Origin of the sequence: Citrobacter sp. Ce006 (assembly GCF_030336535.1) — a bacterium.
In the GTDB taxonomy this organism is placed as follows: Bacteria; Pseudomonadota; Gammaproteobacteria; order Enterobacterales; family Enterobacteriaceae; genus Citrobacter; species Citrobacter europaeus.
This window is the reverse complement of the sequence record NZ_JAOWDO010000072.1, coordinates 101596-124466: the sequence shown is the minus strand read 5'-3', so window position 1 is coordinate 124466 and position 22871 is coordinate 101596. Positions and strand designations below refer to the sequence as shown.

Genomic DNA, 22871 nt, shown 5'->3' with positions numbered 1-22871 from the left:
ATCGCTTATTCGTATTTTGATTGAAATTGTGAGCGAATAACAAATTCAAACAGGATACCGTTATGAACCTGAACACTGATTCACTCTCCGCTGTTCTGAAACGTCGCGACTGGGAAAATCCCGGCGTCTCGCAGCTCAACCGTCTGGAGGCGCACCCGCCGTTCTGTAGCTGGCGCTCAGCGGATGATGCGCGTACTAATCAGCGCTCGACTCAGTTACGTTCGCTGAATGGCCAGTGGCAATTCGCCTGGTTTCCCGCGCCGGAAGCAGTGCCGGAAAGCTGGCTGACAAGCGATCTGCCACAGGCTGACACTATCAACGTTCCCTCTAACTGGCAGATGGACGGTTACGATGCGCCAATTTATACCAACGTCACCTACCCAATCCCGGTTAATCCTCCGTACGTTCCGGCACAGAACCCGACAGGATGTTACTCGCTCACATTCAATATTGAAGACGCGTGGTTAGATGAAGGTCAGACACGCATTATTTTTGACGGCGTCAATTCCGCGTTTCATCTGTGGTGCAACGGCCGCTGGGTCGGCTACGGTCAGGATAGCCGCCTGCCATCGGAGTTCGATCTTAGCAATTATCTGTTACGCGGCGAAAATCGTCTGGCCGTGATGGTGCTGCGCTGGAGCGACGGCAGTTATCTGGAAGACCAGGACATGTGGCGCATGAGCGGGATCTTTCGCGACGTATCTTTGCTGCATAAGCCCACTGTGCAAATCTGCGACCTGCGTATTAACACCCATTTTAACGACGACTTCAGCCGCGCCGTACTGGAGGCGGAAGTCAGAGTGGCGGGCAACGCGAGCGAAGAGTTACGCGTCACCCTGCAATTGTGGGAAGGTGAAACGCTCACTCACGAAACGACCTCCCCACTCGGCAGCGAGATTATTGATGAACGCGGCGCTTATCATGACCGGGTTACCCTGCGTATGAACGTCGAAAAGCCGGCGCTGTGGAGTGCCGAAACCCCCAATCTGTACCGCGGCGTTGTGCAGTTACGCACCGCGGGCGGAGTGCTGATTGAAGCGGAAGCCTGTGACGTCGGCTTTCGTCAGGTTGGTATTGAAAACGGCCTGCTGTTACTTAACGGTAAGCCGCTGTTGATTCGCGGCACCAACCGTCATGAGCACCATCCGGTCAACGGCCAGGTGATGGACGAGGCGACGATGGTGCAGGATATTCTGCTGATGAAGCAGAATAACTTTAACGCCGTGCGCTGCTCCCATTACCCGAACCATCCGTTGTGGTACACCCTGTGCGATCGCTACGGTCTGTATGTCGTCGACGAAGCCAACATTGAAACCCATGGCATGGTGCCGATGAACCGCCTCACCGACGATCCCGCCTGGCTGCCTGCCATGAGCCAGCGCGTCACGCGCATGGTACAACGCGATCGCAACCATCCGAGCATTATCATCTGGTCACTGGGCAATGAATCCGGCCATGGCGTCAATCACGACGCACTCTACCGCTGGATAAAATCAGCAGACCCGTCACGCCCGGTACAATATGAAGGCGGCGGCGCAAATACCGCGGCGACCGACATTATTTGCCCGATGTACGCCCGCGTAGATCAGGATCAGCCCTTCCCCGCAGTCCCCAAATGGTCGATTAAAAAGTGGCTGTCGATGCCCGGCGAGCAGCGTCCGCTGATCCTCTGCGAATACGCCCACGCCATGGGCAACAGTTTTGGCGGCTTCGCCAAATACTGGCAAGCGTTCCGTCAGTATCCGCGCCTGCAGGGCGGGTTTGTCTGGGACTGGGTGGATCAGTCGTTGATTAAATATGATGATAACGGCAAGGCATGGTCAGCCTACGGTGGCGACTTTGGCGACACACCTAACGATCGTCAGTTTTGCATGAACGGACTGGTATTCGCCGATCGCACTCCGCATCCGGCGTTATACGAGGCCAAACATGAACAGCAGTTCTTCCAGTTCACGTTACTGCCGGGCGCTGAACGCCAGATTGAAGTGACCAGCGAATATCTGTTCCGCCGCAGCGATAACGAAGTTCTGCACTGGTCGATAGCTCAGGACGGCAATCCGCTGGGCGCCGGAGAAATCGTTCTGGATATCGCCCCACAGGGCCGCCAGGTGATTACCCTGCCTGATGTCCCGATGCCGGAAACCGCTGGCCAGCTGTGGTTGACGGTGCGCGTAGAACAACCTCAGGCAACCGCGTGGTCAGACGCCGGGCATATCAGCGCCTGGCAGCAGTGGAAGCTGGAAGAAAAACTCAGCCTGGCACGGCTACCAACTCACTGTTTCGCGCCACAGCTTAACGTTAGCGAAAACATCTTTACCGTTGAGAACGATAACAAGCGCTGGCAATTCGACCGTCAGTCTGGCCTGCTGACACAGTACTGGATTGGCGATAAAGCCCAACTGTTAACCCCACTGACCGACCAGTTCACCCGCGCGCCGCTGGATAACGATATCGGCGTGAGCGAATCAACCCGCATCGACCCTAATGCCTGGATTGAACGCTGGAAGGCTGCCGGTCATTATCAGGTCGAAGCAACGTTACTGCACTGTGCTGCCGACACGCTGAGCAATGCGGTACTGATCGCCACCGAACATGCGTGGCAGTATCAGGGTGAAACGCTGTTCGTCAGCCGAAAAAGCTACCGCATCGACGGCAAGGGTGAAATGCAAATAACGGTGGATGTCGACGTTGCCAGCGGTACGCCGCATCCGGCACGTATCGGCCTGAGCTGCCAACTGTCGCAGGTCGCAGAGCGAGTGAACTGGTTAGGTCTCGGTCCGCATGAGAACTACCCGGATCGCCTGAGTGCCGCCTGTTTCGATCGCTGGGATCTGTCGCTAGATGAGATGTACACCCCGTATGTTTTCCCGGGCGAAAACGGTTTGCGCTGCGGCACGCGTGAACTGCACTACGGCGCGCACCAGTGGCGCGGAGACTTCCTGTTCAACATCAGCCGCTTTAGCCAGCAGCAACTGATGGAAACCAGCCACCGCCATCTGCTGCAACCTGAGGCGGGCACCTGGCTCAATATTGATGGCTTCCATATGGGCGTCGGCGGCGATGATTCGTGGAGTCCTTCCGTGTCGCCGGAATTTCAGCTGAGCGCCGGACGTTATCACTACCAGGTTATCTGGGGTTAAACATAATAATAATGGGCAGGTTATGACCTGCCCTTATTTTTCCTGAGGAAGTCTGTTATGTATTATTTAAAAAACACTAACTTTTGGATGTTCGGCTTTTTCTTCTTCTTTTACTTTTTCATTATGGGTGCCTATTTCCCCTTCTTCCCTATCTGGTTACACGATGTAAATCAGATCAGTAAAGGTGACACCGGGATAATCTTCGCCTGTATTTCACTGTTTTCGTTATTATTCCAGCCAATTTTCGGACTGCTTTCCGATAAGCTTGGCCTGCGTAAACACCTGCTGTGGGTCATTACCGGAATGCTGGTAATGTTTGCCCCGTTCTTTATTTACGTTTTTGGCCCGTTATTACAGGTTAATATTTTACTGGGTTCGATTGTCGGCGGGATTTATCTTGGCTTTATTTACAATGCCGGCGCTCCGGCGATTGAAGCCTATATTGAAAAGGCCAGCCGCCGAAGCAACTTTGAATTTGGTCGCGCGCGCATGTTTGGCTGCGTGGGCTGGGCGCTGTGCGCCTCAATTGCCGGAATTATGTTCACCATCAATAACCAGTTTGTCTTCTGGTTAGGTTCTGGCTGTGCGGTCATTCTGGCATTGCTGCTGCTCTTTTCAAAAACAGATGCCCCCTCTTCAGCAAAAGTCGCGGATGCGGTAGGTGCCAACAACTCGGCATTCAGCCTTAAGCTGGCGCTGGAATTATTCAAACAACCGAAACTCTGGTTCCTCTCCCTGTACGTGGTCGGCGTTTCCTGCACTTATGACGTATTTGACCAGCAGTTCGCCAACTTCTTTACCTCATTCTTTGCCACCGGCGAACAGGGTACCCGCGTGTTTGGCTACGTCACGACGATGGGGGAATTGCTCAACGCCTCGATCATGTTCTTTGCGCCGCTGATTGTGAACCGCATCGGCGGAAAGAACGCCCTGCTGCTGGCCGGTACGATCATGTCGGTGCGGATCATTGGTTCATCATTTGCCACCACTGCGCTGGAGGTCGTGATCCTCAAAACGCTGCATATGTTCGAGATACCGTTCCTGATTGTCGGTTGCTTCAAATACATCACCAGTCAGTTTGAAGTGCGTTTCTCGGCCACGATTTACCTGGTGTGTTTCTGCTTCTTCAAACAGTTAGCCATGATTTTCATGTCAGTTCTGGCCGGAAAAATGTATGAAAGCATTGGTTTCCAGGGGGCGTATCTGGTGCTGGGGATCATTGCGCTGAGCTTCACGCTAATTTCCGTATTCACCCTTAGCGGGCCGGGACCGTTTTCCCGCGTTTTCACTCCAGCAAGTAAACAAGCCTGAAGACCAATGACACAGAGGGAATATCTTCGATGAGCATGTCGATAAGAGACCGAATAAAAGCAGGCAAGCTGTTTACCGATATGGGCGAGGGACTGCCGCAGGAGAGACTGCGCGGAAAAGAGTTAATGTATGAATTTAACCATACGCGTCCATCGGAGGTTGAAAAGAGGGAAAGACTGATTCGTGAAATGTTTGCCACCGTGGGAGAGAATGCGTGGATCGAGCCCCCCATTTATTTCTCCTACGGCAGCAATATTCACATTGGCAAAAATTTCTATGCCAATTTTAACTTTACCATTGTGGATGATTACACGGTCACCATTGGCGATAACGTTTTAATTGCGCCAAACGTCACGATCACGGTAACGGGTCACCCTGTTCACCACGAATTAAGGAAATCCGGAGAGATGTTTTCCTTTCCGGTCATCCTCGGCAATAACGTATGGATTGGCAGTAACGTAGTCATCAACCCGGGCATAACGATTGGCGATAATTCCGTTATTGGCGCGGGGAGCGTGGTCACAAAAAACATTCCGCCAGATGTCGTAGCCGTGGGGGTTCCTTGCCGGGTAATAAGAAACATTAACGAACGAGATAGAGAGTACTATTACCAAAATTATAAAGTGGATCCGTCAATTTAAACCGTCATGCCGGATGCACCACTCACGTGGTTTATCCGGCCTACGATGTGCAATCCTCACATGATGTATCCTGACCTGGTAGTTTAAGTTCCGAGGACAACCAGCCGCTTTTTTACCGTTATGATAAAACGGGGCGAGAAGCCAGGTCATAGCATGAGCAAAAAGACGGTTGCGGTAACAACGCTCTTTATCAGCGTATTACTTTCAGGATGCGGCAGCATTGATGCACGCACGGCAGGTGAGGATTCAGATACGTATTACGTGGGTATGCACCATGATATTGATAAACTAAAAAACCCGGGCGCTTACGATTATAACTATTTCGATTTAGCACTGTTATTTGTTGATGTGCCGTTATCGTTCGTGGCCGATACGCTTTATGCACCGTTTGATTACTATCACGGACCGTATAAGAAAGCGGATTAAAATGCAGGCCCGGTAAGCATTGCGCCACCGGGCATAACACGACGCTACTCCTCGATCGCCTGACGGATTTGCTGTAACGACGCGGGATCGTCAATGGTCGTCAGATCGCCAGGATCGCGGCCTTCGCAGATCGCCTGAATCGTTCGTCTGAGCATTTTGCCGGAGCGTGTTTTCGGCAGTTGCGATACAAACCAGACGTGCGCCGGACGGCCAAAGTTACCAATTTGACTGTCCACCAGCGCCATAATCGCCTTCTCTTCCGAATGAGCAATGTCGCGGTCTTCCAGGCTGTCGCTCTGTTTCGGAATGACAAACGCGACCGCCACCTGCCCTTTCAGCGCGTCTTTCACGCCGACTACCGCCACTTCGGCGACGTTTGGATAGCTGGAAATGCTTTCCTCTATCTCGCGCGTCCCCAGCCGGTGCCCGGCCACGTTGATGACGTCATCTGTCCGACCAAGAATAAAGTAATAGCCGTCCGCGTCACGAATCCCCCAGTCAAAGGTGGCGTATACCTGGCGGGAAAACAGTGACCAGTAGGTATTCACAAACCGCGCGTCATCCCCCCAGATGGTCTGAATACAGCCTGGCGGCAGTGGCCCTTCAATCACCAGCATCCCCTTCTCGTTCGCCGCGCAAGGTTCACCGGTCACCTCATTGAGCAACTGCACGTTATAGCCGTACATCGGCACGCCTGGACTACCGAGGCGCGACGATCTGTCGTCCAGCCCGCGGGCGATCGCCATAATCGGCCAGCCGGATTCGGTCTGCCAGTAGTTGTCGATAACCGGGACGCCCAGCGTTTCCGTGACCCAACTGGCGGTCGGCTCGTCCAGCGGCTCACCCGCCAGATACAGCACTTCCAGCGAGGAAAGATCGTGATTACGGATTTGCGCGGTCGGGAATTTCTTCAGTACGCGAATGGCGGTCGGGGCCGAGAACATCCGGCTGACCTGATACTTCTCAACAATTTTCCACCACACCCCGCAATCCGGATACGTTGGCAGCCCTTCGTAAACCACCGTCGCCATCCCCGCCAACAGCGGGGCGTACACGATATAGGAATGTCCAACCACCCAGCCGATGTCCGACGCGCAGAAGAACACGCCGCCTGCTTTACCTCCGAAAATGGTGTCCATCGAGGTCGCCAGTGCGACTGCATAGCCGCCAACGTCGCGCTGGACGCCTTTCGGTTTGCCGGTTGTCCCGGAGGTGTAGAGAATGCAGGACGTTTCGTTTGATTCCAGCCAGACAACTGGCACCCGCGCCCCGAGATGCTGTTGGCGAAGGGCGGCAAAGTCAAGGTCACGCCCCTCGACCCGCGCCATTTTCGCCAGACCGCGATCGACCAGCACCACATGACGCGGCTGGTGCTGCGCCTGATCGATCGCATCATCGAGCAGCTTTTTATACGGCAGGATCTTGCCGCCGCGCGCCCCGGCATCCGCCGAAACGATAACCATCGGTCGGGCGTCGTCGATGCGCGCTGCCACGCTGTGCGAGGCGAAACCACCGAACACCACCGAATGGATCGCCCCAATGCGCGCGCAGGCCAGCAGCGTAATGTGCGCCTCGGCGATCATCGGCATATAAACCAGTACCCGATCGCCGCGCTGTACGCCCAGCGACAACAGCATCGCCGCCGCGACGTTTACTTCGTCATACAGCTGACGAAAGGTAAACGTGCGTTCTTCTTCGGTTTCTGATGACACCGCAATCAGCGCCAGCGCCTCGGGCTGTTTGTCCAGCCAGCGATCGATGGCGTTATGGCACAGATTGGTCGTGCCGCCGCAAAACCAGCGGGCAAACGGCGGGTTGCTGTGATCCAGTACCTGCGTATACGGCTGCTGCCAGTCAATACGCTGGGCCTGCTCGGCCCAGAACGACTCCGGCTGCGTAATCGAACGTTGATAAAACTCGCTATAAGACATAATGCTCTCCTGTTGAACTTACGCCTGATGAGTCGGGTTTCAGATAACAAATAAATCCATATACTCATTGACCGGCATCTGCTCCAGGCGAGTTCTGTCCAGGGAGACATCCAGGATGCGCTGCTGCTGACGGGTCGGAAACTGACGCGCCAGGTTGATTTTGAACTTCTCGACCAGCTTCGGCATGCCGTCGTTACGACGGCGCGCGTGGCCGATTGGGTATTCCACTACCACTTCTTCAAAACGTGAACCGTCGGTGAATTCCAGGGTGATGGCGTTGGCGATGGCGCGTTTTTCCGGGTCGTGATAATCGGCGGTAAAGGCCGGATCTTCAAAGCAGTTGATCTTCTCGCGCAGGGCATCAATGCGTTTGTCCTGCGCCACGCCGTCTTCATAATCTGCCGCCGTTAAACGCCCGAACAGCAGCGGAACAGCGACCATATACTGGATACAGTGGTCACGATCCGCGGGGTTATCGAGCGGACCTTTTTTATCGATGATGCGGATACAGGCTTCGTGCGTACGAATGGTCACTTTTTCGATATCCGCCGCCGTTTTACCTGCGGCCTGCAGTTGCTCGTATAGCGTCATTGCCGCTTCTACCGCAGTCTGCGAGTGGAACTCGGCCGGGAAGGAGATTTTAAACAGCACGTTTTCCATTACGTAAGAACCGTACGGGCGCTGGAAGCGGAACGACTCACCTTTAAAAGAGACGTCATAAAAGCCCCAGGTTTTCGCCGTCAGTACGGACGGGTATCCCATCTCACCGGTTTTCGCCATCAGCGCCAGACGTACCGCACGCGAGGTGGCATCGCCTGCCGCCCAGGATTTACGCGTGCCGGTATTTGGCGCATGACGATAGGTACGCAGCGCCTGGCCGTCGACCCATGCCAGCGACACGGCGTTAAGAATTTCATCCCGGCTCAGGCCAAGCATCTCGGCAACCACCGCCGTCGAGGCCACTTTGACCAACAGGACGTGATCGAGACCTACGCGGTTAAAAGAGTTTTCCAGCGCGATACAGCCCTGAATTTCATGGGCTTTAATCATTCCGGTTAACACTTTTTTCATGGTTAACGGCGCTTTCCCCACCGCCACCGCATTGCGCGACAGCCAGTCAGCCGTAGCCAGAATACCGCCGAGGTTATCGGAAGGATGGCCCCATTCCGCGGCCAGCCAGGTGTCGTTAAAGTCCAGCCAACGGATCATCGCACCGATATTAAACGCCGCCTGCACCGGGTCAAGCTGGAACTGGGTGCCCGGAACGCGCACGCCGTTCGGCACCACAGTCCCGGGGACGACCGGCCCCAGCAGTTTTTTACAGGCCGGATATTCCAGCGCTTCCAGGCCGCAGCCTAAGGTATCCAGCAGGCAATAATGCGCGGTGTCATACGCCACCTTCGAGGTGATTTCGTAGTTCATGACGTAATCAACGATATCAACGATTTCACGGTCAAATTCCGGGCGGACGTTCGAAATATGTGCAGACATAGGGTACATTTCCTGTTTTTTATCTTTCGAGGTTTGGTATTAGCAACGTTCTTCAATCGCGACAAATTCGCGATCTTCCGGGCCGGTATAGTTGGCGGAAGGACGGATAATTTTGTTGTCCTGGCGCTGTTCGATGATGTGCGCCGCCCAGCCGGTGACGCGGGCGATGACAAACAGCGGAGTGAACATTTCAGTGGGGACGCCCATCATGTTGTAGGAAACCGCCGAGAACCAGTCGAGGTTCGGGAACATCTTTTTCGTTTCCCACATCACCTCTTCCAGGCGGTCGGCGATGTTGTACATTTTCAGTGAACCGCCTTCCTGAGAAAGCTGTTTCGCCACGCGTTTAATCACCTGATGACGCGGGTCGGCGATGGTGTAAACCGGGTGGCCAAAGCCAATCACCACCTCTTTGTTTTCAACGCGTTTACGGATATCCGCTTCAGCTTCGTCCGGCGTTTCGTAGCGCTGCTGGATCTCCAGCGACACTTCATTCGCTCCGCCATGTTTCGGCCCGCGCAGTGCGCCAATCGCCCCGATAATGGCGGAATACATATCGGAGCCTGTCCCTGCAATCACGCGACCGGTAAAGGTGGAAGCGTTAAATTCATGCTCGGCATACAGCACCAGCGAAATATGCATCGCCTTTTCCCAACTTTGCGACGGCTTTTCGCCATGCAGCAGGTGCAGAAAGTGGCCGCCGATGGAATCATCGTCGGTTTCCGGCTGAATGCGCTCGCCGTTATGGCTGTAGTGATACCAGTACAGAAGGATTGAACTGAGCGACGCCAGCAGCTTGTCGGCAATATCGCGTGCGCCGGAAACGGTATGCCCCTCTTTTTCCGGCAGCGTACAGCCCAGCGCGGAGACGCCGGTGCGCATCACGTCCATCGGATGCGAGGCGGCAGGTAGCGCTTCCAGCACGGTACGCACGTTAGCGGGCAATCCACGCAGCGCTTTTAATTTAATCTTGTAGGCGTTGAGTTCATCGCGGGTAGGCAATTTTCCGTGGATCAGCAGGTGCGCAACTTCTTCAAATTCGCACTGCTGCGCCAGGTCGAGAATATCGTAGCCGCGATAGTGCAGGTCGTTACCGCTTTTTCCTACGGTGCACAGCGCGGTATTTCCGGCGGTGACGCCTGACAGCGCAACCGATTTTTTAGGTTTAATGACATGGGTACTGTTTTGCAGGATCGTTGTGTCGCTCATGTTGTCCTCGTCATTTTTATAATATGTAGGGTGCTGAGGGTGTGCGAGTAGCTACGCAGGCCGGATAAACGCAGTGCCATCCGGCATTGCCTGATGGCGGCTTCGCCTTATCAGGCCTACGTGGCTACTTTTTTGTGTACAGCGCGTCGAGTTTCTCTTCGAACTGGTAGTAATTGATGCTTTCGTACAGTTCGTTGCGCGTCTGCATAATGTCGATAACGCTCTTTTGCGTTCCTTCCTGACGCAGCACGTTATAAACCTTTTCCGCCGCGCGGTTCATGGCGCGGAAGGCTGACAACGGATACAGCGCCATCGCGACGTTCGCGCTGCGCAGTTCATCGGTGGTGAACAGCGGCGTAGCGCCAAATTCGGTAATATTGGCGAGGATCGGCACCTGTACCGCATCGGCAAACTGGCGGTACATCGCAAGTTCGGTAATGGCTTCCGGGAACAGCATGTCCGCACCCGCTTCAACGTATGCCTGGGCACGATCGATAGCCGCCTCTAACCCTTCCACCGCCAACGCATCGGTTCGCGCCATGATGACAAAGTTGGGATCGGTACGCGCATCCACGGCGGCGCGGATCCTGTCGACCATCTCTTCTTTCGAGACGATCGCTTTGTTCGGGCGATGACCGCAACGCTTGGCGCCGATCTGATCTTCAATATGCAGCGCGGCGGCACCGGCTTTGGCAATCGACTTCACGGTTCGCGCCACGTTGAACGCTGACGATCCAAAACCGATATCTGCATCCACCAGCAGCGGCAGCGGGCAAACGTCAGTAATGCGACGAATATCAGTCAACACGTCATCAAGGGTAGAAATACCGAGATCCGGCAGACCCAAAGAGCCCGCCGCGACGCCGCCGCCAGAGAGGTAAATTGCCTGATATCCGGCGCGTTGGGCCAGCAGAGCGTGATTGGCGTTGATGGTGCCTACGATTTGTAATGGATTTTCTTTGCTGAGCGCGGCGCGAAACGCCAGCCCTGGGGAGTGTAGAGACATATCCCGTCCTCTTGTTATCAACTTGTTAGCATTCGTTGATTTACTTAAAGCAAGGGGTATGCCAAAGACCTTAATTTTTAATTAATTTATGAATTTTAATTTAAAAACAATATGTTAAGGTCAATCATTGTCTCTGTGTTGCACAAAAGCGTGTCAGCTATCGTTTCAAGAAACGTTCCTTCACGTTTCATTGCAACATTTATGAAACACAACTAAACCCTAATACTCGGTTCCTTACTTTTTGGGTTGGTTATGGCTGATACGCATCTTCCGCCACGGGTGAACGATGACAAACCGGTTATCTGGACGGTTTCGGTCACGCGTCTGTTCGAACTGTTTCGCGACATCAGCCTCGAGTTCGACCATCTGGCGACCATCACCCCTATTCAGCTTGGTTTCGAAAAGGCGGTGACGTATATCCGCAAGAAGTTGGCCACCGAGCGCTGTGATGCCATCATTGCCGCGGGCTCCAACGGAGCATATCTGAAAAGCCGTTTATCGATTCCGGTGATCCTGATTAAACCCAGCGGGTTTGACGTGCTACAGGCGCTGGCAAAAGCGGGAAAGCTCACCTCGTCGATTGGCGTCATTACCTATCAGGAAACCATCCCTGCGCTTCTCGCCTTTCAAAAGACCTTCAATTTGCAGCTTGAACAGCGCAGCTATATCACCGAAGAAGATGCCCGTGGGCAAATCAACGAGCTGAAGGCCAGCGGCACGCAGGCAGTGGTCGGCGCGGGGTTGATCACCGACCTGGCGGAAGAAGCAGGCATGACCGGTATTTTTATCTATTCAGCAGCTACCGTGCGCCAGGCTTTTGTCGATGCGCTGGATATGACCCGGCTGACGCTGCGCAGACACGGTCAGTACGCCTCTGGCGATACGCTACGCACCCGCTATGCGCTGGGGGATATGCGCGGTCACTCTGCGCAAATGGAACAGGTGCGGCACACCATTATGCTCTACGCCCGTTCGCGTGCGCCGGTGCTGATTCAGGGCGAAACCGGCACGGGCAAAGAGCTGGCGGCGCAGGCCATTCACCGTGAGTTTTTCACCCGTCAGGACAATCGCCGCGGGAAGCCCTCGCCGCCGTTTGTTGCTGTCAACTGCGGGGCAATCACTGAATCATTGCTGGAAGCTGAACTGTTTGGCTATGAAGATGGCGCTTTTACCGGCTCCCGTCGGGGAGGACGTGCGGGCCTGTTTGAAATCGCTCACGGCGGAACGCTGTTTCTTGATGAAATAGGCGAGATACCGCTGCCGTTACAAACCCGACTACTGCGCGTGCTGGAAGAAAAAGAGGTTACCCGGGTCGGTGGACATCAGCCGATTCCGGTCGATGTACGTGTGATTAGCGCCACTCACTGTAATCTGGAGCAGGAGATGAAGCAGGGAGAGTTTCGTACCGATCTGTTTTATCGCCTGAGCATTTTACGCCTTAAGCTGCCGCCGCTACGCGAGCGGTTGCCCGACATCCTGCCGCTGGCGGAAGGCTTTTTAAAACAGTCGCTGGCGGAGCTGGATGTGCCGTTTTCTGAACCCGTGCGTAAGGGGCTGGGGCTGAGTCAACCGACGTTGCTCAATTATGGCTGGCCGGGAAATATCCGCGAACTGCGTAATATGATGGAGCGTCTGGCGCTTTTTTTAAGCGTCGAGCCGCAGCCTGAGCTGAATATACAATTCCTGCAGCAGTTGTTACCGGAACTGGTCGTTGCTGCTGACTCCCCGCAGCTATCCACATCGTTGACGCCGCAGCAGGTGCTGGCACAATTCAATGGTGATAAAACCGCGGCTGCACGCTATCTCGGAATTAGCAGAACCACGTTCTGGCGCAGATTAAAAGAAAACCCGCCAGTACAATGACCGACGGGTGGCGTATTTTTCACAGCAGCGCGTTATTTTTTCTTGTAAATATTAGCTGTGCCATGGATTTTGTTATCCGTTTGGCCGGAGGTTAATACCACCACATCAGCGCCTTTCTCTTCAGCTTTCTTCAGCAGCTCTTCTTTAGCATCTGCAACAGAAACTTCATTACTCGTTGAAATATCACCGATTTTTGTGTACTGCGACTCAACCTTTTCAAACTCAAGTTTTGTCATAAATTCCGCAGCATAGGCGTTGGAAAAAACTAAAGCTAACGCACCAATAAGTACTTTATATCCAGTTTTCATATAAAAGCTCCAGGTTTTGTTATATATGCCATCATCGCCCCCTGAACATTCGACACGCGAGTCAAGGATGATTAATAAGTAGTTCAGGCTGATAAAAAGATCCAGAGCAGGCGGAAATATAAAGATATTTTGCTAATCGTTAAATACGCAAAACGCAGCGGCGCTGCGTTTTCAACGCGCAGTGTGAGTGAATACGCAGAATGACGTGGATACTAAAATTATAGTGTTAGCTGACCCTGCTTCCGCCCTCACTAATGGATACGTTGTCTATGGAACCTCTGCACGCCGTCATACTCACCGTCAGCCTGTTTGTTTTAACTTTTTTTAATCCCGGCGCGAATCTGTTTGTGGTGGTGCAAACCAGCCTGGCGTCAGGACGACGCGCAGGCGTCATGACCGGTCTGGGCGTGGCCTTAGGCGATGCGTTTTACTCCGGCCTCGGGCTCTTTGGTATGGCGACGCTTATCACCCAGTGTGAAGAGATCTTTTCGTTGATTAAGATTGTCGGCGGCGCCTATCTGCTGTGGTTCGCCTGGAACAGCATCCGGCATCAGGCTACGCCGCAAATGGCAACGTTACAACAGCCGCTTTCCGCCCCGTGGTATGTGTTTTTCCGCCGTGGATTATTAACGGATTTATCTAATCCGCAAACCGTGCTGTTTTTTATTAGTATCTTCTCGGTCACCTTAAGCGCTGACACACCAACGTGGGCCAGGTTGATGGCCTGGGCAGGCATAATATTGTCTTCCGTTATCTGGCGTATTTTTCTCAGTCAGGCGTTTTCATTGCCCGCCGTGCGCCGTGCTTATGGCCGAATCCAGCGGGTTGCCAGCCGGGTGATTGGCGCCATTATCGGTGTCTTCGCGCTCAGGCTTATTTATGAAGGTATTAGCCATCGATAAGAGAGTTTAACTTGACCATCGTGAGGTAATTGTCCGTAATACCGCCTGAATTTTTAATCGCACGTTGAGTGGCAGTGAGATGGAACAGGTTGAACCGGTAAACGACACATTACTCCTTACAGAATGGCAGGCGCTGATACGACAAACATCGCCTGAAGTTCACACGCTCCTGACATCGTTAAGCGATGAAGAGATCCGCCATTTAGTAACCGTTTTTTATGACTATATGCTCTCCCACGCCCAGAGCGCATTATTCCTCAATACAGAACAGGTCAGTACCCGCCTCAGCGGCAGCATGTTTGACTGGCTGCGCAGCGTCCTTGGCAGCGCGCATGAAGATCTCTCGCAACTGCTGGCCAAACAACGCAAAATTGGCGTGGTGCATGCCCGCATCGGTCTGCCCATCGATCTGGTGAACCGCGGCGCGCGTAAGCTCAAAGATGAGCTGTATCGGGTGTTGAAAACCAAAGCGGACTATTCGTCCTCTCTGCTGAGCGATGCTATCTGTTTCAGCAGTCTGGCAATGGATACCGCACTGGAGGCCATGACAGTCTCCTATTCCCCAAGCCATCAAAACTCGCTGCATACTCAGGAGCAGTATCGTCTGCAGACTATTTACGATGACGTTAACGTCGAGCGTGAGCGGCAAATCCGTTCGTTTACTGACTGGGAAAACCAGTTTATCTATAACATTGCCACCGCAATGCCTTTCGGTGAAATGGTATTTCTGGCGAACTCTGATTTTGGTATGTGGTTCTCGCATAAGGGAAAACATATTCTTGGCAACAGCAATTTGCTCAACGAAATGGAATCACTGATTGCAGAGTTCGACACTCGTCTGACGACCACCCTGTCACCTCAGCATCAACCGACAGAGCCCGAACGGATGAGCTTATTACAGGATGTTCGCCAGCTCTCAGCAAAAATCCATTTCCTGCTCGCCTCAATGTTTGAGGCGCTGGTTAAGCAGGAAAATGGTAAAGATTCGCTGACCCAGTTGCTTAACCGCCGCTTTATTCCGACCATCATGCGACGCGAAATCTCGCTGGCGTTACATGCGCGTAAGCCTTTTAGCCTGGCAATGCTGGATATCGACTACTTTAAGCAAATTAACGATAACTTCGGACATAATACCGGTGATCTGACGCTCAAAAGCGTCGCGGCGGTTATTTATGATCATATCCGTAGCAGCGATTACGTGTTCCGCTACGGTGGTGAAGAATTTATGATTCTGCTCGTCGAGTCAGATGAATCGCAGGCCAGTATTATTCTGGAAACGCTGCGTATGAAAATTGCCGGGATGCGCATGGCCGCCTCTGCGACAGAAACGTTTTCTATTACCGTCAGTATCGGTATTGCCGAATATGACTATCATCCCGACTACAAACAACTGGTTGATAAAGCCGATCGCGCACTTTATCAGGCAAAAAGTAATGGTCGTGACCGCGTTGAGGTTTATCAGGAATAACCATTGCCCTGCAGAGAAATAAATACCCCGTTCAGGGTATTTATCTGACCTGTGATAAATATCGGGCTGTTATTATTATTCAGGTATTTTCGCATGATAAAAATAACAGTCGCGTAATAAGATGCAAATCAAATACACCAAATCTGAATAGCGCTAGCATATCCCGGTGATGACGCCTTCTGAATGCAGAAGGGGAAATATGAGGGACAGCATAAAATCATGAACGGGAAGAAGAGAACGCGCTGGCAGCGCCGCCCAGGCACGACCGGAGGCAAACTGCCCTGGAATGACTGGCGCAATGCCAGCAGTTGGCGAAAAGCCACCCAATTTCTCCTGCTGGCTATCAATATTTATATTGGCGTGACGTTCTGGTATTGGGTCCGCTATTTCGAAACCGCCGGTACCAGCGTCTATGTACCAAGGCCCGGCGGTATTGAGGGATGGCTACCGATAGCGGGCTTAATGAATATCCGCTATACCCTGGAGACCGGTTTTCTTCCGCCCATCCATGCCGCCTCCATGCTGCTGTTAGTTGCGTTTATCCTGATCAGCCTGTTGTTAAAAAAAGCCTTCTGTTCGTGGTTATGTCCGGTGGGCACGCTTTCCGAACTGCTCGGCAATCTGGGCAAAAAATTATTCGGTCGCAACTTCACGTTGCCGCGCTGGCTGGATATCCCGCTGCTCAGCCTGAAGTATTTGCTGCTGAGCTTCTTCTTGTATATCGCCCTGTCGATGCCCGCCCAGGGGATCCAATATTTTCTGACCTCAGCCTATGGCATCATTATCGATGTCAAGATGCTCGATTTCTTTCGCCATATTGGCTCCGCCACGCTTATCTCCGTGGTGGTTATCAGCATTCTGAGTCTGTTTATTCGCAACGCCTGGTGTCGTTATCTGTGCCCTTACGGCGCGTTGCTTGGGCTTTTCTCGCTGCTCTCACCGTTAAAAATCCGCCGCAATGCCGACAGTTGCATCGACTGCGGGAAATGCGCGAAAAACTGCCCGTCTAATATCCCGGTAGACAGGCTGATTCAGGTGCGAACCGTGGAATGCACTGGCTGCATGACCTGCGTTGAATCCTGCCCGGTAGCCTCAACGCTGAGCTTTTCCCTGCAGACACCGCCAGGTGCGCAAGGCAACGGTGGTAAACCATTATGGCGCCAGACGGCGCTGTCGGGTGTTGCTATGACAATACTGGTGCTGGGAATTCTGTTTGCCACTATTGGTTACGCTGTATATGCCAATGTCTGGGATACACCGGTACCCGATCACATGTATTTCCAGCTGATCCCGAAAGCAAACATGATCGGCCATTAATTCTTTATCAGTCTGTTCAAAAACCCTGCCAATTCTGGCAGGGTTTCCCGCCTGTTACATCATTTTAAGACTATTGAACTTGTGTCATCGTGTCCTCGTTTATACAACCTTAACTATCACCCGTAATCATTTCTCTATTCTGTTATGGGCGACTGGGACCACAATAATGAACGGGATAACATCATGACTAAAATAAAACTGGCACTGCTATTACCTTTATTTCTGGCGGGCTGTACGATGAGCGACGGAGAATTAAGAAACGCCTACGCTCAGCATTATCAGCAACCCGCCGCCTATGTCGATATTTATAAGCAGAAAATAGCCAGCATGGATATTAATGCGCTGGCCCAATACGCCGCCGCAGAAGACAAGAAAAAAATGCGTGGGCAGCCAAGGCTGAAAATCGACGAATTCATTACCATTGAGAACGTGCAGGCGAAAGGAAATCGGGTGGTCTACGATTACTCGCTGTCCGAAAGCTGGCTGGCGCTGTCTGCAGATAAACAGCGCGAAAAGCAGACCAATATGAATAAAGACCTGGTCTACCGTACCTGCTCGCTGGAAACGGTACGCCTGGCGCAGGCCAAAGGGCTGGAAGAAGAGCATAACTACTACAGTCAGTACCCGGACAAGGTCGCCTTTACGCTGAGAACCAGCGCGCAAATTTGTATGCAAAACGGTTTTACAAAATAGCCGCAATCCACTATGCCTGATGCGCTGCGCTTATCAGGCATACATTTTGCGCACTGCCGGAGGCCGGATAAGGCACCAGCGCCGCATCCGGCTAAAGCATCAGAACTTCCACGAAACGCTACCAACAATGCTGCGCTCGGCGCCGAAGTAGCAGTACGAGAGCGAGTTACAGGCCGCAACGTAGCGCTTGTCGGTCAGGTTGTTGACGTTCAACTGTGCGCTCAATCCTTTAATGCCGATATTCGTTAAGTCGTAGCCAATTGCCATATCCACCAGCGTGTAGGACGGCAGAGTGTGAGTATTCAGGCGATCGCTGGCAATACCATTCACATAACGTACGCCTGAGCCCAACGTCAGGCCGTCCAGCGGGCCGCTTTTCACATCGTAGCTCAGCCAGGTACTGGCCTGGTTACGCGGGGCATACACTGCGCGCTTACCCTGCTCTTCCGGGCTGCTTTTCTTATAGCGAATGTCGGTATAGGTATACGCCGCCTGCAAACGGAAGCTATCCGTCAGTTGGCTAATTGCCTCCAGTTCCACCCCTTCAGATTCAATTTCCCCAATCGAGCGGTACGGATCGGTCGGCTCTTCTTTGGTGGCGATATTCGTCTGATTGATACGGAATACCGATGCGCTGAACTGGCTGTTGAGCCCTTCCGGCTCATATTTCAGCCCGGCTTCCCACTGCTTGCCTTTCATCGGATCCAGCAGATTACCGTTCTCATCGGCAAAGCTGGTTGGCGTAAAGGCAGTGGAATAACTCACGTACGGCGCAAAGCCGTTATCGAATAAATAGAGCAGCGCGGCGCGGGTACTGAAGTTGTTTTTATCCAGATCGCTGCGGGTATCGTTGATCTTATCAATGTTAGAGACGCTGACCTGATCGTAGCGACCGCCAAGCGTAATACGCCAGCGATCCCATGACATCTGATCCTGTAAATAGTACCCCGTCTGACGCAGCTTGTGCTTTTCGCGCGCATACATGTCGATGTAATCAGGCTTCGCGCCGTACACCGGATTAAAGGCGTTAATCGGCGGGAACGCGCCGTAGTAGCCAGTGGTATTATTGCTGCGATCCTGATAGTCGATCCCCACCAGCAGACGGTGGTTAACCTGCCAGGTATCAAAGCTGCCGTCGAGCTGGTTATCCAACGTAATCGCCGACATTTTTTCATCGGAGCCGGAGTAGCCGCGATTAAGTTCGGTTTCATTCAGCCAGCCCGCCGCATAGACCTGGTTCAGCTCCACGTCGGTATGCAGGTAGCGCAGCTTTTGCCGCACCGACCAGCCGTTATCAAACAGGTGCTCAATGTTGTAGCCCACCATGTTTTCACGGCGATCGTATTTATCATAATCATCCTCGCCTTCGTAAAAGGTGTTGGAGATCTTTTGTCCGTAATGCGGAACCACGGTGCCGTCATACGGCAGACCAGAATGGCTACCGCCTTCCGGGTCACGGTGCAGATAGGCCATCAGATCCAGACGCGTCTGGTCGGTGATGCGCCAGGTCAGGCTGGGCATCAGCGCATAACGTTCTTCCTTCAATGGACCAAACTGCGAGTCCGCGTAACGCGTCATTCCGCTCAGTCGCGCCGCCACGCGATCGTTATCATCCAGCGCCCCGGTGACGTCAAACGCCGCGCCGCGTTGGTTATTGTTGCCGGCAAACAGCTTTACTTCTCCACCCGCATCAAACGATGGCTTACGTGAGGTCAGCGCCACAATACCGCCCGGAGAGGAGCGGCCATACAGTACGGAAGCCGGGCCGCGTACCACTTCGATATCTTCGAGGAACCACGGATCGACCACCAGCGAGCTGTGAGAGTTGGTGTCGCCCATCATCTTCAGACCATCGAGATAGACGTTGTCCAGGCTGCCGTCAGAAAAGCCGCGCAGCACGATGTAGTCAAAGCGATTGGAAGCGCCAATCTGATTGCTGTACACCCCCGGCGTATAGCTGACGGCCTGGCGCACGCTGGTTGCGCCCTGCTCTTCAAATTGTTCACGGGTAACGATCGATACCGACTGCGGCGTTTCAATATCCGGCGTGGCAAGCTTCGTGGCCCCGCTCTGCATCTGTGAGGTGACAACCACCGTATCGTTTTTTGTTGTTTCCTGCGCCAGCAGAGGAAAAGCCACGCTGCCGGTAACCCATCCCACCAGCAGCGCCAAGCGAGTCTTCGCGAACATGAATATCTCCAAAGGCATGTCTAATTGTAAGTGAGAATTATTACCTTTTTACTGACGGAGATAGCTATGCCGGATGCCAGGTTGCCTATGCGCAGTGCCACATTGTCAGGAAATCACGTGCGTAAAACGCAAATATGGATTAGCAAGGTTTGAGCAAATAGCCCGGCGAAAAGCCGTAACGGCGACGAAAAGCGGTAGAAAAGTTGGTGGCGTGCTGATAACCCGACATCCAGGCCGCCTGTTGTACGCTGTATCCTTCCAGTAGATAGCCGCGCGCACGTTCCAGACGGCAATCGCGCAGGTAGTCGAATACCGAACAGCCATAGGCTGCGCGAAACTTACTGCGCAGGCTGCTGGGACTCATCGCCGCGCGTTGGGCCAGTTCATTAAGGGTGTAGTCATTTTCGGGACTCTGCTCCAGCAGACGGCGAACGACCTCCAGCCGTTGTTGCTCACCGCTGGCCGCAAGGCGTTTGCCGCTCTCAACCTGACACACGCTAAGGCCATGGCCGAACAGTTGTAATATCAGCCCTTCCAGCATCAACTGGCGAGAAACATGGCTAATCGTGCTCTGCTGCGCGTACTGCAGTCCGCTGAGTAAAAACCCCGGTACCTGCCATATAAGCGTCGGTGTCTGGCATCTTTCCCACTCACGCATCAATGATTCAAGCAACCCCGTGCGCCACGCGCCGTCGGGATACAGACCAAGCGATAAGGTTCGCAGTTTGCAGTCGGCATGATGGCGGGCACGCATCGTCTGGTGCTCGCTCAGGCGTGAGCTAAACGCCATCCCGGAACGCACCATATGCTCCTGCCCGTTGAGCGTCAGGATCACGCAACCTTCCATGACTACCAGCATATAGAGAGGGCTGCTGTGGCGGGAGGTGGTTTCGTAAGGTTGCAATACCTGTACGTCGGAGTGCGTCACGCACATTCCGCAGGGGAGCGTCATCTCCTCCACCTCACCTTGCAGAACGGGGCTGCAGGACGGTAAATCCGGCTTTTGCGCCAACAGGGGAAAACGGTAATCAATCCCGTAGCGTTCACCAAAATCCATAAACTCGCTGACGGAGAAGGTGCGAGCAACGCGTCTGGAGGCATTCAGGGCGGTGGTGTTCTTCATGCTGTCTTCTGCACAGGAAATGGGATTAACGATTTATCACTGAAGCAACATTACCATTCCCTGAACAACACGACAATAATAATGAGAACTATTATCAATTAAATAATAACGCAGTCTCTCGCCAACCCGCCATCTCATCAGGCGGAATAACCCACTGATGAGATGAGCAGCGCCGGGTTAACGCCCTGAACACTATGCTACGATTTTTCTTCCACCTGAAATACAGCCACCGCCTCGGACAGCATGGCCGACTGCTCTTCCACACTGCCTGTCGTGGCGGCAATCTCCTCAACCAACGATGCGTTCTGTTGAGTCACTTGCTCCATCTGCGTTACCGCGACCCGGATCTGTTCAATACCACGGCTTTGTTCTCCTGATGCGCCGGAGATATCTTCCATTAATACGTTGATGTTGCGTATCGCTTTGGCGAGATCCGCCATCATGACCCCACTATTTTCAGCTATCTCAACGCCTTCTTTGACGCTGATTGCCGCTTTGGCTACCAGTTCACTGATCTCTTTCGCCGAGGCGGCGCTACGCTGGGCAAGGGTTCTGACTTCACTGGCTACAACGGCAAACCCACGCCCGGATTCACCTGCGCGTGCTGCTTCTACCGCGGCGTTTAACGCCAGGATATTGGTCTGAAACGCAATACTATCAATAACATGTGATATTTCGTTTACGCTTTGCGCATTGATGCTGATCAGGTGAATTTTCTCGACCATCTCACTCATCAAACGCTCGCCGCGCAGGGCCATTTCTGTGCTTTCACTGGTCATGGCAGATGCCTGGTGGGACTTATCGGAGTTATTTCTTGTCGTTACCGAAATCTGTTCCATGCTGGCAGCTGTTTCCACTACTGCCGCCGCCTGCTGCTCCGTTCTGGTCGATAAGTCTGAATTACCGGAAGCAATTTCCTGCATACCCGTATTAATCGATTCGACGCCATCGCGAATGGTGCTGACCGTCTCACGCAGACCGTTCTGCATATTTTGTAAATTCAAACACAACAGACCTATCTCATTATTACCCGATACCTTAACCGGATGACTCAGATCGCCTTTGCCAATCCGTGAAAAATGCTCAGACACGGTATTTAATGGCCGAATGATTGTCCGGTTCATCCAGATATTGCAGATAAAAAAGATAAGTACTGTTACCATCAGGATCACAGATACCTTCAGTACTGACTTATTAAACTGAATGTGGGTCTGTTCTACGATCTTTTCACCGACCAACAGTGTTGATTTGTAATAATTCTCCACCTGGCTATCAAAGTTTTTGCGAATCGCAAGCAGTTCAGGCTCGATAGTTACTTGTGTATCCACAATACTTCCGGTAGAAATCATCTCATTTAATTTATCAACATGTTTTTGTGCCGCATTCATTTGTTGTTCAAATGCTGCCCTGATAGCTTTACCGATCTGCGGATCATCAGCGGTTAAACCTGGTATGTCCCAGAAATTATTGAACTGTTTTCTGGCTTTACCAATCTCCTCTTGCGCCTGGCTCAATGTTTGTTGAGTATCAGACATATTATTCAACTGAATGTTATCAAGTCCCCCTCTTATTTTATAAACAGCCTCAGCAACCTGATGCAATGCATCCTGTTCCTTAATGACATTATGCAGTAAAAGTGTACTTTTTTGGTTCTCTTTGAGATCGATGAGCTCAAATCCATTAGAAAAAAACTGCATAAAAGTGAATAACAACAGCAATAATAACAGACTGGTTTTAATCCTCATATCCTTTAACATTTGAACATCTCCATAAAAATAAAGTTCATCCACGACCTAATTGTTATCGACCCGCAAAGAAATACCTTAACCTGTAAAATGGTTAATTATCAGAA

The 22871-nt window shown here is 52.7% G+C and carries 17 protein-coding genes; 9 read left to right on the top strand and 8 right to left on the bottom strand.

Going from position 1 to position 22871, the window contains the following annotated elements:
* The first annotated feature begins 62 nt into the window (after nt 1–62).
* The 4 genes from OGV94_RS15020 to OGV94_RS15005 all read left to right on the top strand — a co-directional run bounded on the left by OGV94_RS15020 (nt 63) and on the right by OGV94_RS15005 (nt 5518).
* Nucleotides 63–3140, top strand: coding sequence for a beta-galactosidase (locus OGV94_RS15020; RefSeq protein WP_286523702.1), 3078 nt, complete (start codon nt 63–65; stop codon nt 3138–3140).
* Between the two features lie 57 nt (nt 3141–3197).
* Nucleotides 3198–4451 carry an MFS transporter gene (locus tag OGV94_RS15015; protein ID WP_043015335.1) on the top strand — a complete coding sequence of 418 codons (1254 nt, stop codon included), beginning with the start codon at nt 3198–3200 and terminating at the stop codon, nt 4449–4451.
* Between the two features lie 29 nt (nt 4452–4480).
* Nucleotides 4481–5092 carry a galactoside O-acetyltransferase gene (lacA, locus tag OGV94_RS15010; protein ID WP_087053101.1) on the top strand — a complete coding sequence of 204 codons (612 nt, stop codon included), beginning with the start codon at nt 4481–4483 and terminating at the stop codon, nt 5090–5092.
* Between the two features lie 153 nt (nt 5093–5245).
* A complete protein-coding gene (locus OGV94_RS15005; protein ID WP_080625657.1) occupies nt 5246–5518 on the top strand; it encodes a YceK/YidQ family lipoprotein in 273 nt (90 codons plus the stop codon).
* 44 nt (nt 5519–5562) lie between these two features.
* On the opposite strand, the gene prpE is transcribed toward OGV94_RS15005, so the two are convergent.
* The 4 genes from prpE to prpB form a co-directional block, all read right to left on the bottom strand.
* The gene (gene prpE / locus OGV94_RS15000) at nt 5563–7449 is read right to left on the bottom strand and encodes a propionate--CoA ligase (RefSeq protein WP_080625658.1); all 1887 of its coding nucleotides are present in this window, start codon (nt 7447–7449) and stop codon (nt 5563–5565) included.
* Nucleotides 7450–7488: 39 nt separating this feature from the next.
* The gene (locus OGV94_RS14995) at nt 7489–8940 is read right to left on the bottom strand and encodes a bifunctional 2-methylcitrate dehydratase/aconitate hydratase (protein ID WP_080625659.1); all 1452 of its coding nucleotides are present in this window, start codon (nt 8938–8940) and stop codon (nt 7489–7491) included.
* Nucleotides 8941–8979: 39 nt separating this feature from the next.
* Nucleotides 8980–10149 (bottom strand): bifunctional 2-methylcitrate synthase/citrate synthase, encoded by a 1170-nt coding sequence (prpC, locus tag OGV94_RS14990; protein ID WP_043015330.1) that lies wholly within the window; start codon nt 10147–10149, stop codon nt 8980–8982.
* Nucleotides 10150–10273: 124 nt separating this feature from the next.
* Nucleotides 10274–11155: a methylisocitrate lyase gene (gene prpB, locus OGV94_RS14985; protein WP_043015329.1), complete on the bottom strand. Its 882-nt coding sequence runs from the start codon at nt 11153–11155 to the stop codon at nt 10274–10276.
* 252 nt (nt 11156–11407) lie between these two features.
* On the opposite strand from prpB, the gene prpR reads away from it, so the two are divergent.
* Nucleotides 11408–13018, top strand: coding sequence for a propionate catabolism operon regulatory protein PrpR (prpR, locus tag OGV94_RS14980; protein ID WP_286523697.1), 1611 nt, complete (start codon nt 11408–11410; stop codon nt 13016–13018).
* A gap of 32 nt (nt 13019–13050) precedes the next feature.
* Here the strand turns inward: prpR and yahO are convergent, their stop codons facing one another.
* A complete protein-coding gene (yahO, locus tag OGV94_RS14975) occupies nt 13051–13326 on the bottom strand; it encodes a DUF1471 family periplasmic protein YahO (RefSeq protein WP_003830901.1) in 276 nt (91 codons plus the stop codon).
* A gap of 269 nt (nt 13327–13595) precedes the next feature.
* Between yahO and OGV94_RS14970 the strand changes: the two genes are divergently transcribed.
* The 4 genes from OGV94_RS14970 to OGV94_RS14955 all read left to right on the top strand — a co-directional run bounded on the left by OGV94_RS14970 (nt 13596) and on the right by OGV94_RS14955 (nt 17706).
* Nucleotides 13596–14228 carry a LysE family transporter gene (locus OGV94_RS14970; protein WP_043015327.1) on the top strand — a complete coding sequence of 211 codons (633 nt, stop codon included), beginning with the start codon at nt 13596–13598 and terminating at the stop codon, nt 14226–14228.
* 79 nt (nt 14229–14307) lie between these two features.
* Nucleotides 14308–15696, top strand: coding sequence for a diguanylate cyclase (locus OGV94_RS14965; RefSeq protein WP_286523694.1), 1389 nt, complete (start codon nt 14308–14310; stop codon nt 15694–15696).
* 219 nt (nt 15697–15915) lie between these two features.
* Nucleotides 15916–17013, top strand: a complete 1098-nt coding sequence (locus OGV94_RS14960) for a 4Fe-4S binding protein (protein ID WP_200007619.1) — start codon at nt 15916–15918, stop codon at nt 17011–17013.
* A 183-nt stretch (nt 17014–17196) separates the two neighbouring features.
* Nucleotides 17197–17706: a hypothetical protein gene (locus OGV94_RS14955; RefSeq protein WP_223306664.1), complete on the top strand. Its 510-nt coding sequence runs from the start codon at nt 17197–17199 to the stop codon at nt 17704–17706.
* A gap of 99 nt (nt 17707–17805) precedes the next feature.
* Here the strand turns inward: OGV94_RS14955 and foxA are convergent, their stop codons facing one another.
* The 3 genes from foxA to OGV94_RS14940 form a co-directional block, all read right to left on the bottom strand.
* Nucleotides 17806–19914 (bottom strand): ferrioxamine B receptor FoxA, encoded by a 2109-nt coding sequence (gene foxA, locus OGV94_RS14950; protein WP_087051671.1) that lies wholly within the window; start codon nt 19912–19914, stop codon nt 17806–17808.
* A gap of 121 nt (nt 19915–20035) precedes the next feature.
* The gene (locus OGV94_RS14945; protein ID WP_286523690.1) at nt 20036–21019 is read right to left on the bottom strand and encodes a helix-turn-helix transcriptional regulator; all 984 of its coding nucleotides are present in this window, start codon (nt 21017–21019) and stop codon (nt 20036–20038) included.
* A gap of 197 nt (nt 21020–21216) precedes the next feature.
* Entirely contained in the window at nt 21217–22776 is a 1560-nt protein-coding gene (locus OGV94_RS14940; protein ID WP_286523688.1) for a methyl-accepting chemotaxis protein, read from the bottom strand.
* Between the last annotated feature and the right edge of the window lie 95 nt (nt 22777–22871).

Coding starts and splice junctions, on each gene's coding strand:
- OGV94_RS15020 (WP_286523702.1), top strand. CDS start 63: ATGAACCTGAACACTGATTCACTCTCCGCTGTTCTGAAACGTCGCGAC.
- OGV94_RS15015 (WP_043015335.1), top strand. CDS start 3,198: ATGTATTATTTAAAAAACACTAACTTTTGGATGTTCGGCTTTTTCTTC.
- lacA (WP_087053101.1), top strand. CDS start 4,481: ATGAGCATGTCGATAAGAGACCGAATAAAAGCAGGCAAGCTGTTTACC.
- OGV94_RS15005 (WP_080625657.1), top strand. CDS start 5,246: ATGAGCAAAAAGACGGTTGCGGTAACAACGCTCTTTATCAGCGTATTA.
- prpE (WP_080625658.1), bottom strand. CDS start 7,449: ATGTCTTATAGCGAGTTTTATCAACGTTCGATTACGCAGCCGGAGTCG.
- OGV94_RS14995 (WP_080625659.1), bottom strand. CDS start 8,940: ATGTCTGCACATATTTCGAACGTCCGCCCGGAATTTGACCGTGAAATC.
- prpC (WP_043015330.1), bottom strand. CDS start 10,149: ATGAGCGACACAACGATCCTGCAAAACAGTACCCATGTCATTAAACCT.
- prpB (WP_043015329.1), bottom strand. CDS start 11,155: ATGTCTCTACACTCCCCAGGGCTGGCGTTTCGCGCCGCGCTCAGCAAA.
- prpR (WP_286523697.1), top strand. CDS start 11,408: ATGGCTGATACGCATCTTCCGCCACGGGTGAACGATGACAAACCGGTT.
- yahO (WP_003830901.1), bottom strand. CDS start 13,326: ATGAAAACTGGATATAAAGTACTTATTGGTGCGTTAGCTTTAGTTTTT.
- OGV94_RS14970 (WP_043015327.1), top strand. CDS start 13,596: ATGGAACCTCTGCACGCCGTCATACTCACCGTCAGCCTGTTTGTTTTA.
- OGV94_RS14965 (WP_286523694.1), top strand. CDS start 14,308: ATGGAACAGGTTGAACCGGTAAACGACACATTACTCCTTACAGAATGG.
- OGV94_RS14960 (WP_200007619.1), top strand. CDS start 15,916: ATGAACGGGAAGAAGAGAACGCGCTGGCAGCGCCGCCCAGGCACGACC.
- OGV94_RS14955 (WP_223306664.1), top strand. CDS start 17,197: ATGACTAAAATAAAACTGGCACTGCTATTACCTTTATTTCTGGCGGGC.
- foxA (WP_087051671.1), bottom strand. CDS start 19,914: ATGCCTTTGGAGATATTCATGTTCGCGAAGACTCGCTTGGCGCTGCTG.
- OGV94_RS14945 (WP_286523690.1), bottom strand. CDS start 21,019: ATGAAGAACACCACCGCCCTGAATGCCTCCAGACGCGTTGCTCGCACC.
- OGV94_RS14940 (WP_286523688.1), bottom strand. CDS start 22,776: ATGTTAAAGGATATGAGGATTAAAACCAGTCTGTTATTATTGCTGTTG.